The organism is Piscinibacter sp. XHJ-5 (assembly GCF_029855045.1).
Classification (GTDB): Bacteria; Pseudomonadota; Gammaproteobacteria; order Burkholderiales; family Burkholderiaceae_C; genus Albitalea.
In genome coordinates this window covers 1949768-1962140 of record NZ_CP123228.1, presented here as the reverse complement: position 1 = coordinate 1962140, position 12373 = coordinate 1949768, and the positions used below count along the sequence as shown (strand labels likewise).

The 12373-nt window shown below is 66.4% G+C and carries 13 protein-coding genes; 6 read left to right on the top strand and 7 right to left on the bottom strand.

All coding sequences use genetic code 11. The features are described 5' to 3' along the window. Positions 1–72: 72 nt before the first annotated feature. From gltA to P7V53_RS09235, 7 genes are all read right to left on the bottom strand, one after another. Complete coding sequence (gltA, locus tag P7V53_RS09265; RefSeq protein WP_280155197.1) at positions 73–1386, bottom strand: citrate synthase; 1314 nt, start codon at positions 1384–1386, stop codon at positions 73–75. 54 nt (positions 1387–1440) lie between these two features. After that, on the bottom strand, positions 1441–1707 hold the full coding sequence (locus tag P7V53_RS09260) for a succinate dehydrogenase assembly factor 2 (RefSeq protein ID WP_280155196.1): 267 nt from the start codon (positions 1705–1707) through the stop codon (positions 1441–1443). Between the two features lie 34 nt (positions 1708–1741). Then, positions 1742–2446: a succinate dehydrogenase iron-sulfur subunit gene (locus P7V53_RS09255; protein WP_280155195.1), complete on the bottom strand. Its 705-nt coding sequence runs from the start codon at positions 2444–2446 to the stop codon at positions 1742–1744. A 10-nt stretch (positions 2447–2456) separates the two neighbouring features. Beyond that, positions 2457–4184 (bottom strand): succinate dehydrogenase flavoprotein subunit, encoded by a 1728-nt coding sequence (sdhA, locus tag P7V53_RS09250; RefSeq protein WP_280156471.1) that lies wholly within the window; start codon positions 4182–4184, stop codon positions 2457–2459. Positions 4185–4248: 64 nt separating this feature from the next. After that, positions 4249–4668, bottom strand: coding sequence for a succinate dehydrogenase, hydrophobic membrane anchor protein (gene sdhD / locus P7V53_RS09245; protein WP_280155194.1), 420 nt, complete (start codon positions 4666–4668; stop codon positions 4249–4251). A gap of 11 nt (positions 4669–4679) precedes the next feature. Then, on the bottom strand, positions 4680–5066 hold the full coding sequence (gene sdhC, locus P7V53_RS09240; protein ID WP_280155193.1) for a succinate dehydrogenase, cytochrome b556 subunit: 387 nt from the start codon (positions 5064–5066) through the stop codon (positions 4680–4682). Between the two features lie 119 nt (positions 5067–5185). Beyond that, the gene (locus P7V53_RS09235; protein WP_280155192.1) at positions 5186–5965 is read right to left on the bottom strand and encodes a GntR family transcriptional regulator; all 780 of its coding nucleotides are present in this window, start codon (positions 5963–5965) and stop codon (positions 5186–5188) included. Between the two features lie 219 nt (positions 5966–6184). On the opposite strand from P7V53_RS09235, the gene P7V53_RS09230 reads away from it, so the two are divergent. From P7V53_RS09230 to acnB, 6 genes are all read left to right on the top strand, one after another. After that, positions 6185–7171, top strand: coding sequence for a malate dehydrogenase (locus P7V53_RS09230; RefSeq protein WP_280155191.1), 987 nt, complete (start codon positions 6185–6187; stop codon positions 7169–7171). A 48-nt stretch (positions 7172–7219) separates the two neighbouring features. Beyond that, positions 7220–8215, top strand: coding sequence for an aldolase/citrate lyase family protein (locus P7V53_RS09225; RefSeq protein WP_280156470.1), 996 nt, complete (start codon positions 7220–7222; stop codon positions 8213–8215). Between the two features lie 205 nt (positions 8216–8420). Further along, positions 8421–8915, top strand: a complete 495-nt coding sequence (locus P7V53_RS09220) for a hypothetical protein (RefSeq protein WP_280155190.1) — start codon at positions 8421–8423, stop codon at positions 8913–8915. 109 nt (positions 8916–9024) lie between these two features. Then, on the top strand, positions 9025–9270 hold the full coding sequence (locus P7V53_RS09215; RefSeq protein WP_280155189.1) for an AbrB/MazE/SpoVT family DNA-binding domain-containing protein: 246 nt from the start codon (positions 9025–9027) through the stop codon (positions 9268–9270). A 1-nt stretch (position 9271) separates the two neighbouring features. Then, positions 9272–9694, top strand: a complete 423-nt coding sequence (locus tag P7V53_RS09210; protein WP_280155188.1) for a type II toxin-antitoxin system VapC family toxin — start codon at positions 9272–9274, stop codon at positions 9692–9694. A gap of 32 nt (positions 9695–9726) precedes the next feature. Continuing rightward, positions 9727–12312 carry a bifunctional aconitate hydratase 2/2-methylisocitrate dehydratase gene (gene acnB / locus P7V53_RS09205; RefSeq protein WP_280155187.1) on the top strand — a complete coding sequence of 862 codons (2586 nt, stop codon included), beginning with the start codon at positions 9727–9729 and terminating at the stop codon, positions 12310–12312. Positions 12313–12373 lie beyond the last annotated feature (61 nt).

Here is a 12373-nt window from a genome sequence, read left to right as displayed (position 1 = left end):
TCGATTTTAGGCGCTGCAAGCAAAAACCCCCGGCCGAGGGGCCAGGGGTTCGGGCGCGGCGCCGTGATCTGCTCAGGCGCGCTGGCCGATCGGCTTGACGTCGCGCTTGGCGGCGCCGTTGTAGAGCTGTCGCGGGCGGCCGATCTTGTACTCGGGGTCGCCGATCATCTCGTTGAGCTGCGCGATCCAGCCGACGGTGCGCGCCAGCGCGAAGATGGCGGTGAAGAGGCTCACCGGGATGCCGATGGCGCGCTGGACGATGCCGGAATAGAAGTCGACGTTCGGGTACAGCTTGCGGGCGACGAAGTATTCGTCTTCCAGTGCGATCTTCTCGAGCTCCATCGCCAGCTTGAGGATGGGATCGTTGGTCTTGCCCAGCGCATCGAGCACCTCGTGGCAGGTCTCGCGCATCAGCTTGGCACGCGGGTCGTAGTTCTTGTACACGCGGTGGCCGAAGCCCATCAACTTGATGCCGGAGTTCTTGTCCTTCACCTGCTTGATGAACTCGCCGATCTTCTCGACGCCGCCCATGCGCTGCACGTCCTCGAGCATGTTGAGCGCCGCCTCGTTGGCGCCGCCATGTGCCGGACCCCACAGGCAGGCCACGCCGGCGGCGATGGCTGCAAACGGATTGGTGCCCGAAGAACCGCACAGCCGAACGGTGGAGGTGGAAGCGTTCTGCTCGTGGTCGGCGTGCAGGATGAAGATGCGGTCGATGGCGCGCACCAGCACGTCGTTCGGCTCGTACTCCTCGCACGGCGTGGCGAACATCATGCGCATGAAGTTCGCCGAGTACGACAGGTCGTTCTTCGGGTAGATGTACGGCTGGCCGACGCCGTACTTGTAGGCCATGGCCACCAGCGTGGGCATCTTCGCGATCAGGCGGATCGCCGAGATCTCGCGGTGCTGCGGGTTGTTGATGTCGGTGCTGTCGTGATAGAAGGCCGAGAGCGCGCCCACGAGGCCGGTCATCACCGCCATCGGGTGCGCGTCGCGGCGGAAGCCGCGCAGGAAGAACTGCATCTGCTCGTTCACCATCGTGTGGCGGGTCACGAGCTTCACGAAGTCGCCCTTCTGCTGCGGATTGGGCAGCTCGCCGTAGAGCAGCAGGTAGCAGGTCTCCAGGAAGTCGCAGTTCGTCGCCAGCTGCTCGATCGGATAGCCGCGGTACAGCAGCTCGCCCTTGTCGCCGTCGATGTAGGTGATGTTGGACTGGCACGCCGCGGTGGACAGGAAGCCGGGGTCGTAGGTGAACCTGCCGGTCTGCGCATAGAGCTTGCGGATGTCGACCACATCGGGACCGATGGTGCCCTTGTAGATCGGCAGTTCCATGCTGGGGCTGCCGTCGGAGAACGACAGGGTGGCTTTCACGTCGGACGGGATCATGGTCGTTCCTTGAAGTACTCGATTGAAGACTGTGTGCTCGATGTCTCGATTGCTCTACTGCGGCGTGCGCATCAAGCGCAGCACCTGCACCACGTCGTCGCGCAGCAATTCGCCCTCGGGCTCCCGGCGGGCCAGCAGAAGGTCCAGCAGGTCGTTGTCGGGCAAGTCCATCAGCGCCTCCAGCGCGCGCGCCTGCGATTCGCTCAGCGACTGTGCGTGGCGGGCGAAGAAGCGCTCGATGAACAGGTCGTTCTCCAGCAGGCCGCGCCGGCAGCGCCAGCGCAGCTTGCTCAGGGCGCGATCGTCGATGCGAGTCTGCATGGCGGGGCTTGCGGGAGTCTGAACGGAGAGCCGGTCACACGACGCGGCGCACCATCAATTCCTTGATCTTGCCGATCGCCTTGGTCGGGTTCAGCCCCTTCGGACAGACGTCGACGCAGTTCATGATCGTGTGGCAGCGGAACAGGCGGTACGGGTCTTCGAGGTTGTCGAGGCGCTCTCCGGTCGCGTGGTCGCGGCTGTCGGCAATGAAGCGATAAGCCTGCAGCAGGCCGGCCGGGCCGACGAACTTGTCGGGGTTCCACCAGAAGCTCGGACAGCTCGTCGAGCAGCTGGCGCACAGGATGCATTCGTACAGGCCGTTCAGCTCCTCGCGCTCTTCGGGCGTCTGCGGCCGCTCCTTCTCGGGCGGCGGCTCGTCGTTGACGAGGTATGGCTTGATCGAGTGGTACTGCTTGAAGAACTGCGTCATGTCGACGATGAGGTCGCGGATGACCGGCAGGCCGGGCAGCGGCTTCAGCACGATCGGGTCCTTCAGCGTGCGCATGTTGGTCAGGCACGCCAGCCCGTTCTTGCCGTTGATGTTCATCGCGTCGGATCCGCAGACGCCTTCGCGGCAAGAGCGGCGGAAGCTCAAGGTCGGGTCGACCGCCTTCAGCTTCATCAGCGCGTCCAGCAGCATGCGCTCGCTGCCGTCGAGCTCGACGTCGATCGTCTGCATGCGCGGCTTGGCGTCGCTGTCGGGGTCGTAGCGGTAGATGTGGAATACGCGCTTGGTCATTTTTGGTGTCTCAGAAGGAACGGACCTTCGGCGGGATGGACTCCACCGTCAGCGGCTTCAGGTTGACCGGCTTGTACTCGAGCCGGTTGCCGTCGCGGTACCACAGTGTGTGCTTCATCCAGTCGCGGTCGTTGCGGCCATTCGGGAATTCCGGGCTGTCGGCATAGTCGTTCACGGTGTGGGCGCCGCGGCTTTCGCGACGCGCCGCGGCCGACACCATCGTGGCGAGCGCGCACTCGATGAGGTTCTCGACCTCCAGCGCCTCGACGCGGGCGGTGTTGAACACCTTGGACTTGTCGGCCAGGTGGATGTTCTTCACTCGCTCGGCGACGGCCTTGATCTTCTGCACGCCTTCGTCCATCGACGCCTGGGTGCGGAACACGCCGGCATGCTGCTGCATCGTCTTGCGGATGTCGTTGGCGACGTCCTGCGCGTATTCGCCGCCGGTGCTGCTGTCGTACTTCGCCAGCCGGGACAAGGTGTAGTCGGCCGCATTGGCCGGCAGCTCCTTGTGGTTCTTCGACGCCAGCGCCGTCTCGACGATGTGGTTGCCGGCGGCGCGGCCGAACACCAGCAGGTCGAGCAGCGAATTGGTGCCCAGCCGGTTGGCGCCGTGCACGCTGACGCAGGCGCACTCGCCCACCGCGTAAAGGCCGTTGATGACCGTGCTCGGGCTGCCGTTGCTCGGCGCCACGACCTGCCCATGGATGTTCGTCGGGATGCCGCCCATCTGGTAGTGGATGGTCGGCACCACTGGGATCGGTTCCTTGGTGATGTCGACGTTGGCAAAGTTGTGGCCGATCTCGAACACCGACGGCAGGCGCTTCATGATGGTCTCGGCGCCCAGGTGCGTCATGTCGAGCACGACGTAGTCCTTGTTGGGCCCGCAGCCGCGACCTTCCTTGATCTCCTGGTCCATGCAGCGCGAGACGAAATCGCGCGGGGCCAGATCCTTCAGTGTCGGCGCATAGCGCTCCATGAAGCGCTCGCCGTTGCCGTTGCGCAGGATGGCGCCTTCGCCGCGGCAGCCTTCGGTGAGCAGCACGCCTGCACCGGCGACGCCGGTCGGATGGAACTGCCAGAACTCCATGTCCTCCAGCGGGATGCCCGCCCGCGCGGCCATGCCGAGGCCGTCACCGGTGTTGATGAAGGCGTTGGTCGATGCCGCGAAGATGCGCCCTGCCCCGCCGGTGGCGAACAGCACGGTCTTGCCCTGCAGGATGTGCACCTCGCCGGTTTCCATCTCGAGCGCCGTCACGCCGAGCACGTCTCCGTCCGCATCGCGAATGAGGTCCAGCGCCATCCACTCGACGAAGAACTGCGTGCGCGCCTTCACGTTCTGCTGGTACAGCGTGTGCAGCATCGCGTGGCCGGTGCGGTCGGCGGCGGCGCAGGCGCGCTGCACCGGCTTCTCGCCGTAGTTGGCGGTGTGGCCGCCGAACGGCCGCTGGTAGATCGTGCCGTCGGGGTTGCGGTCGAACGGCATTCCCTGGTGCTCGAGCTCGTAGACGACCTTGGGCGCTTCGCGGCACATGAACTCGATCGCGTCCTGGTCGCCGAGCCAGTCGGAGCCCTTGACGGTATCGAAGAAGTGGTAGTGCCAGTTGTCCTCGCTCATGTTGCCGAGCGACGCTCCGATGCCGCCCTGCGCGGCGACGGTGTGCGAGCGGGTGGGGAAGACCTTGGTGAGCACCGCCACGTTGAGGCCGGCGCGCGCCAGTCTGAGGGAGGCCTGCATGCCGGACCCGCCGGCCCCGACGATCACCACATCGAACTTGCGCTTGGAAATCGAAGCGGCCACGTCAGAATCTCCAGAGAACTTGAATGGCCCAGCCCAGGCAGCCGACCAGCCAGACGATCGTCAGCACCTCGAGCGTGAGGCGCACGGCAAAGGACTTCACGTAGTCCATCCACACGTCGCGCATGCCCACCCATGCGTGATACGCGAGCGAGACGATGACGACGAAGGTGAGCAGCTTCATCCACTGCGGCGAGAAGATGCCGGCCCACCTGTCGTAGCCGGTGAGCGAGACGGCGTTGCCGGCTGCATCCTTGATGCGCTCGCCGCTGCTGTTCTTCGCGTACGCGGGCAACAGGTACTGGATCAGCAGCACGATGGTGAAAAGACCCATCACCGCCGCCGTGATGCGCTGCGCGAGCCAGTCGCGCATGCCGTAGTGCGCGCCGACGACGATGCGCTTGGAACCGTAGGTTTTTGCCATCGGGGACTCGCTCAGAAGAAGAACAGCTTGATGCCCAGCGCAAGCGTCAGGAGGATGCTTGCGTACATCGTCATCAGGGCCGACTGGCGGCCGAATTCGAGGCCCACTGCGTGCGTGGCATCCATCCACAGGTGGCGCACGCCGGCGATGAAGTGGTGCAGGTACGCCCAGATCAGCGCCAGGGCGATGAGCTTCATGAACCAGCCCGGCACGAAACCGACGCCGGCCGTGAAGACGCTGACGAAGCGCGAGTAGGAGATTTCGGAGGTGAGGCTGGCGTCGAACAGCCAGACGATGAACGGCAGGAGGAAGAACATCAGCATGCCGCTGGCCCGGTGAAGGATGGAGACGAGTCCCGCGACCGGCAATCGGTACTGAAGCGCGTCGACCAGACGCATGGTCCCCGGTCGTTGTGGTGTCGTCGTCTCTGCAGCCATTGCCCCAACCCCTTGTAATCGGAATGAAACCTGATGATTTTATTGCAACGCAACAGCGCGCCGATCGCCCGCCGCGGCGTTCAGCTCAACTCATTGCGGTAGTGATGCGAAGCGGTGTTGTACAGCCCGCGCCTGAGTTCCACCGGCTTGTCGCCGTAGGTCATCGACAGGCGCTCGACGCTGAGCAGCGGCGCGCCGACGGGCAGCCCGAGCAGATCGGCTGCCGCCGCGTCCGCCGCCACCGCACGGATCCTTTCCGTCGCGCGGATCATCCGCACGCCGTATTCGGTCTCGAACAGGCCGTACATCGGCCCTCGGTAGTCGCCGAGCTTCTCGGCGGTGAGTCCCTTGAACAGCTGTCCCGGCAGCCAGATGTCGTCGAGCACCACCGGCGTGCCGCGAAACGACAGCACACGGCGCACCTGCACGACCGTATCGCCCGCCTTCAGCTCGAGCGCGCGCGCGATGTCCGAGGGCGCACGCAGGCGCCGGCAATCGATGAAGCGACGCTGGGCGCCGGCGGGCTCGCCGTCATCGGGCGTCAGCCGCAGGAAGCGGAACTTCACCTGCTGCTCGGCGTGTGTCGCCACGAACGTGCCCCGGCCCTGCCGGCGCACGAGCAGGTTGTCGGTGGCCAGCTCGTCGATCGCCTTGCGCACCGTGCCCTGGCTCACCTTGAAACGCGCCGCCAGCTCCATCTCGCTCGGGATGGCCTCGCCTGGGCGCCATTCGCCCGCTTCGAGGCTGCGGGTGATCAGGGTCTTGATCTGCTGGTAGAGCGGGCTGAAGGCCGGGGTCTCGCCGTCGGCCGGACGCTGGGCTTGCGCGGCGGGATTCGGCAAGGACGAGGAGGCGGCCATGACGCACATTGCAGCACAGCGAGCGCCCGACCGTCCACGAAAGTTGACTGATGTCTTATGTAAGACATAAGAGTCTTGACCGACTCCGGGTTGACCCTTAGACTGACAGGACAACAGCGGCGCGTGACCTACACTTTCGCTCTGCGCGGCGGGCCCGCCCCACCTCTGTCCGCCCCCCACCGGTTTCCTCTTCTTCATCCCCTCTTTTCGGAGTTCCCCATGAGCAAGAAACCCGTTCGTGTCGCCGTCACCGGCGCCGCCGGCCAGATCGGCTATGCGCTGCTGTTTCGCATCGCCTCCGGCGAAATGCTGGGCAAGGACCAGCCGGTGATCCTGCAGCTGCTGGAGATCCCCGACGAGAAGGCACAGAAGGCGCTGAAGGGCGTCATGATGGAGCTCGAGGACTGCGCCTTCCCGCTGTTGGCCGGCATGGAAGCGCACAGCGATCCGAACACCGCCTTCAAGGACACCGACTACGCGCTGCTCGTCGGCGCCCGCCCCCGCGGCCCCGGCATGGAGCGCAAGGACCTGCTGTCCGCCAACGCCCAGATCTTCACCGCCCAAGGCGCGGCGCTCAACGCGGTCGCCTCGCGCAACGTGAAGGTGCTGGTGGTCGGCAATCCCGCCAACACCAATGCCTACATCGCCATGAAGAGCGCGCCCGACCTGCCGCGCAAGAACTTCACCGCCATGCTGCGCCTGGACCACAACCGCGCGTTGAGCCAGATCGCCGCCAAGACCGGCAAGGCCGTGTCGAGCATCGAGAAGCTCGCCGTGTGGGGCAACCATTCGCCCACGATGTATGCGGACTACCGCTTCGCCACCGTCGACGGCCAGTCGGTCAAGGCGCTGATCAACGACGAGGAGTGGAACAAGAACGTCTTCCTGCCCACCGTCGGCAAGCGCGGCGCCGCCATCATCGAGGCCCGCGGCCTGTCGTCGGCCGCGTCGGCCGCCAACGCCGCCATCGATCACATGCGCGACTGGGCGCTGGGCAGCAACGGCAAATGGGTCACGATGGGCATCCCGTCGGACGGCTGGTACGACATCCCCAAGGACACGATGTTCGGCTTCCCGGTCACCACGGCCGGCGGCGAGTACAAGGTCGTCGAAGGGCTGGACATCGACGCCTTCAGCAGGGAGCGCATCGGCGTCACCCTGAAGGAGCTGCAGGAAGAGCAGGACGGCGTCAAGCATCTCCTGTGATGCGGCCCTGAGCGCCGGCCCCGCATGGAGCCCGTGGTGACCGCTTCCATGATCCATCCTCGCGACGCTCTCTTCGAAGACGGCGACGAAGCTGCGCTCCTGCCGGTCTGCGATCACTACGCCGGCGTCGAGGCGCGCATGCGCAAGAGCCTCGAGCTGCAGGGGGAGATGGGGCCGGTGTTCGACGTGACGCTCGACTGCGAGGACGGCGCGCCGGTCGGCGGCGAGGTGGAACATGCGCATCTCGTGGCCGAGCTGGCGATGTCCGAGCTCAACCGCCACGGTCGTGTCGGCGCGCGCGTGCATCCCGTGGACCACCCGGCCTTCGAGCGCGAGCTCGACACGCTGATCGGGCGCGCCGGCGATCGCCTGGCCTACCTGATGGTGCCCAAGCCGCGCCATCTCGCGGACGTCGAGCGGGCGTGCAGCGAGATCGACCACGTGGTCCGCGTGCAGGGGCGCGGGCGGCGCATCCCGCTGCACTTCCTCATCGAAACACATGGCGCGCTGCGCGAGGTCGATGCGATTGCCGCGCATCCGCGCGTGGAGTCGCTGTCGTTCGGGCTGATGGACTTCGTGTCGGCACACCGCGGTGCGATCCCCGCCCAGGGCATGAGCGCGCAGGGCCAGTTCAGCCATCCGCTGGTGATGCGCGCCAAGCTGGAGATCGCCGCGGCCTGCCATGCACACGGCAAGACGCCGTCGCATTGCGTGGTCACCGAGTTCGCCGACAAGCGCGCCATTGCCCAGGCGGCCGAGCGCGCCTCGCGCGAGCTGGGCTACACGCGCATGTGGAGCATCCATCCGAACCAGATCGTGCCCATCGTCGAGGCCTTCGCACCGACGGCCGCAGAAGTCGACATGGCCATCGAAATCCTGCACGCGGCACAGGCCGCGGGCTGGGCGCCCATCCGCCACCGCGATACGCTGCACGACCGCGCGAGCTACCGCTACTTCTGGCAGGTGATCGCCCGCGCGCACCGCACCGGCCAGCCGCTGCCAGCCGAGGTCCGCGAGGCCTGGTTCAGCCACGTCACGGCGTGACAGGACAGCGCGGCAGCGAACACTGCCGGGCCAGGTTGTGTCCAGATTTATTGACGATCGCGTGATTTCCCCCACGCGGATGTGACGCGGTGCGTCGTTTTCGGCATGTGCATGCCTCTTGCAGATGGATGCGGCAGGTGGCGGCTTGTTACTGCCACCGCCGCCCCGCCGATCCGGGCGTTCGTCCCAACGAGGAGCCTTCCAAATGACCCGTCCGTTCATCCTCTCCGCCGCCTGCGCAGCGGCCCTGTCGCTCACCGTGGGCACCGCCGCCGCGCAAGCCGAAGCCGCCAAGCCGGCCGCCAAGCCCGCCAAGTCGGCCAAGGTGTCCGAGTCGCGCAAGGAGCTGAAATCCGAAGCCAAGGGCCTCGCGCTCGCCACCGAAACGGTGGAGCAGATCACCGCCAACCAGCTCGAGATCGCCTCTCGCGTTCTCACGGGCGAGGCCAAGTGCGAGTTCGACCAGAAAGTCAACGTGCAGCCCCTCGACGGCAAGCCCGGTCACTTCAAGGTGGCATTCAAGAACGCCACCTACACCATGGTCCCGCAGGAGACCACCACCGGCGCCGTGCGCCTGGAGGACAAGAAGAACGGCATCGTCTGGATCCAGATCCCTGCCAAGTCGATGATGCTCAACCAGAAGATCGGCCAGCGCATGGTCGACAGCTGCACGCAGAGCCAGCAGCGCGCGTCCCTGTAGTCCGGCTCATTTCATCCGTCACGAAGGGCGTGCCGAAAGGCACGCCCTTTTGCTTGAGTATGCCGGGTCTGGTATGTAGAATTCATGCATACCGACTCCGGAGTACGCGATGGAAGCCACCGTTGCGGAACGCGGCCAGATCACGCTTCCCAAAGCCGTTCGAGACGCCCTCGGCCTCACCAAGGGCACCCTGCTCAAGGTGGAACTCGACGGCAGCCGCATCATCCTGCGCAAGAACGTCGACGACGCGATTTCGCGTGCGCGTGGGAAGTTCAAGCTGCCCGAGGGCGTGACCACCGACGACATCATGCGAGAGCTCCGCGGCCGCGCCCCTGGCGACCCGGTCGAGCCTTGAGATGATCGCCGTCGACACTTCCGTCCTGATCGACCTCCTCGGCGAGGACGTGCGCGCCGATGCCGCGGAGGCATGCCTGCGCATGGCGCTCGGCAGCGGACCGGTGGGCGTGTGCGAGGTGGTCGTCAGCGAAGTCACTGCCGGCCTGGGGCACGGCTCCCAGGTCATGGATGCGCTGGAGGAGATGGGCCTCGAGTTCTCGGCCATCGAGCAGCGTTCCGCGGTGCGCGCCGGCGAGATGCAGCGCAAGTACAAGGAGCGGCTGCGCGGGGCCGGGCTTGCCACCGCGTCGCCGCGCACCATTCCCGACTTCCTCGTCGGCGCCCACGCGCTGCTCCAGTGCACGGCGCTGATCACGCGGGATGCCGGCTTCTTCCGCGACTATTTCAAGGGGCTCAAGGTCATCGTTCCGACCGCGACCTGAGCCCGTGTTCCTGTCCCTCAACGAAAGTCCTCATGCTCAACGCCTATCGCCAACATGTCGCCGAACGCGCCGCGCTCGGCATCCCGCCGCTGCCGCTGTCGGCCCAGCAGACCGCTGAGCTCATCGAGCTGCTGAAGGCCCCGCCCCGAGGCGAAGAGCAATTCCTCGTCGACCTGATCACCCACCGCGTGCCGGCCGGCGTCGACGATGCGGCCAAGGTGAAGGCCTCCTACCTCGCCGCCGTCGCGCACGGCACGCAGAGCTGCGCGCTGATCAGCCGCGGCAAGGCCACCGAGCTGCTGGGCACCATGCTGGGCGGCTACAACATCAGCCCGCTGATCGACCTGCTCGACGATGCCGCCGTGGGCGCGGTGGCCGCGGCAGGGCTGAAGAAAACGCTGCTCATGTTCGACCAGTTCCACGATGTCAAGGAAAAGGCCGACCGCGGCAACGCCCACGCCCAGGCCGTGCTGAAGAGCTGGGCGGAGGCCGAGTGGTTCACCAGCCGTCCCGAGGTGCCGGCCAGCCTGACCGTGACCATCTTCAAGGTGACCGGCGAGACCAACACCGACGACCTCTCCCCCGCGCCCGATGCCTGGAGCCGTCCCGACATCCCGCTGCACGCGCTGGCGATGCTGAAGAATCCGCGCCCCGGCATCACGCCGGAGGAAGACGGCAAGCGCGGACCGGTGGCCTTCATCGAGTCGCTGCGCGCCAAGGGTCATCTGGTGGCCTATGTCGGCGACGTCGTCGGCACCGGCTCGTCGCGCAAGTCGGCCACCAACTCGGTACTGTGGTTCACCGGCGAGGACATCCCCTTCGTGCCGAACAAGCGCTTCGGCGGCGTGTGCCTGGGCAGCAAGATCGCGCCCATCTTCTACAACACGATGGAAGACGCCGGGGCACTGCCGATCGAGCTCGACGCGACCAAGATGGACATGGGCGACGTGATCGAGCTGCGCCCTTACGAAGGCAAGGCGCTGAGAAACGGCCAGGTCGTCGCCGAGTTCAAGGTCAAGAGCGAGGTGCTGTTCGACGAGGTGCGCGCCGGGGGCCGCATTCCGCTGATCATCGGCCGCGGCCTCACCGCCAAGGCCCGGGAGGCGCTGGGCCTGCCGCCGTCGACGCTGTTCCGCCTGCCGCAGAACCCGGCCGACACCGGCCGCGGCTTCTCGCTCGCCCAGAAGATGGTCGGCCGCGCCTGCGGCCTGCCGCAGGGCCAGGGCGTGCGTCCGGGCGCCTACTGCGAGCCGCGCATGACCTCGGTGGGCTCGCAGGACACCACCGGCCCGATGACTCGCGACGAGCTGAAGGACCTCGCCTGCCTCGGCTTCTCCGCCGACCTGGTGATGCAGAGCTTCTGCCACACGGCCGCGTATCCGAAGCCGGTCGACGTGAAGATGCACCACGAGCTGCCCGAGTTCATCAGCACGCGCGGCGGCATCTCGCTGCGTCCCGGCGACGGCGTGATCCACAGCTGGCTCAACCGCTTCCTGCTGCCCGACACCGTCGGCACCGGCGCCGACAGCCACACGCGCTTCCCGATCGGCATCAGCTTCCCGGCCGGCTCGGGACTCGTCGCGTTCGCCGCTGCCACCGGCGTCATGCCGCTGGACATGCCCGAGAGCGTGCTGGTGCGCTTCAAGGGCAGCATGCAACCCGGCGTGACGCTGCGCGACCTGGTCAACGCGATCCCGCTGTATGCGATCAAGCAGGGCTTGCTCACCGTCGAGAAGAAGGGCAAGAAGAACATCTTCTCCGGCCGCATCCTCGAGATCGAGGGCCTGCCCGACCTGAAGGTCGAGCAGGCGTTCGAGCTGAGCGACGCCTCGGCCGAGCGCAGCGCCGCCGGCTGCACGGTGCACCTGAACAAGGAGCCGATCATCGAGTACATCAACAGCAACATCACGCTGATGAAGTGGATGATCGCCAACGGCTACGCCGACGCGCGCACGCTGCAGCGTCGCATCGCCGCGCAGCAGGCCTGGCTGGCCGATCCGCAGCTGCTGAAGGCCGACGCCGACGCTGAGTACGCGGCGGTCATCGAGATCGACCTGGCCGACATCCACGAGCCCATCGTCGCCTGCCCCAACGACCCGGACGACGTGAAGACGCTGTCCGACGTGGCCGGCGCCGCCATCGACGAGGTGTTCATCGGCTCGTGCATGACCAACATCGGCCACTTTCGCGCGGCGTCCAAGCTGCTCGAAGGCAAGCGCGACATTCCGGTCAAGTTGTGGGTCGCGCCGCCGACCAAGATGGACCAGAAGCAGCTCACCGAGGAAGGCCACTACGGCGTGCTCGGCACGGCGGGCGCGCGCATGGAGATGCCGGGATGCAGCCTGTGCATGGGCAACCAGGCTCAGGTGAAGGAAGGCGCCACGGTGTTTTCCACGAGCACGCGCAACTTCCCGAACCGCCTCGGCAAGAACAGCAACGTCTACCTCGGCTCGGCCGAGCTGGCGGCGATCTGCTCTCGCCTGGGCCGCATTCCGACCCGGGACGAGTACATGGCGGACATCGGCGTCATCAACAAGGACGGCGACAAGATCTACCGCTACATGAACTTCGACCAGATCCAGGACTTCGCCAAGGCTGCGGAGACGGCCGTCGCCTGACCGGTCGGCTCCTTTCGCGAGGCCGCGCCGCATCCGGGCGCGGCCTTTTCGTTTCTGCGCC

Coding starts and splice junctions, on each gene's coding strand:
- sdhC (WP_280155193.1), bottom strand. CDS start 5,066: ATGCGTCTGGTCGACGCGCTTCAGTACCGATTGCCGGTCGCGGGACTC.
- P7V53_RS09260 (WP_280155196.1), bottom strand. CDS start 1,707: ATGCAGACTCGCATCGACGATCGCGCCCTGAGCAAGCTGCGCTGGCGC.
- P7V53_RS09230 (WP_280155191.1), top strand. CDS start 6,185: ATGAGCAAGAAACCCGTTCGTGTCGCCGTCACCGGCGCCGCCGGCCAG.
- acnB (WP_280155187.1), top strand. CDS start 9,727: ATGCTCAACGCCTATCGCCAACATGTCGCCGAACGCGCCGCGCTCGGC.
- P7V53_RS09215 (WP_280155189.1), top strand. CDS start 9,025: ATGGAAGCCACCGTTGCGGAACGCGGCCAGATCACGCTTCCCAAAGCC.
- P7V53_RS09235 (WP_280155192.1), bottom strand. CDS start 5,965: ATGGCCGCCTCCTCGTCCTTGCCGAATCCCGCCGCGCAAGCCCAGCGT.
- P7V53_RS09220 (WP_280155190.1), top strand. CDS start 8,421: ATGACCCGTCCGTTCATCCTCTCCGCCGCCTGCGCAGCGGCCCTGTCG.
- sdhA (WP_280156471.1), bottom strand. CDS start 4,184: ATGCAGGCCTCCCTCAGACTGGCGCGCGCCGGCCTCAACGTGGCGGTG.
- gltA (WP_280155197.1), bottom strand. CDS start 1,386: ATGATCCCGTCCGACGTGAAAGCCACCCTGTCGTTCTCCGACGGCAGC.
- P7V53_RS09210 (WP_280155188.1), top strand. CDS start 9,272: ATGATCGCCGTCGACACTTCCGTCCTGATCGACCTCCTCGGCGAGGAC.
- sdhD (WP_280155194.1), bottom strand. CDS start 4,668: ATGGCAAAAACCTACGGTTCCAAGCGCATCGTCGTCGGCGCGCACTAC.
- P7V53_RS09225 (WP_280156470.1), top strand. CDS start 7,220: ATGATCCATCCTCGCGACGCTCTCTTCGAAGACGGCGACGAAGCTGCG.
- P7V53_RS09255 (WP_280155195.1), bottom strand. CDS start 2,446: ATGACCAAGCGCGTATTCCACATCTACCGCTACGACCCCGACAGCGAC.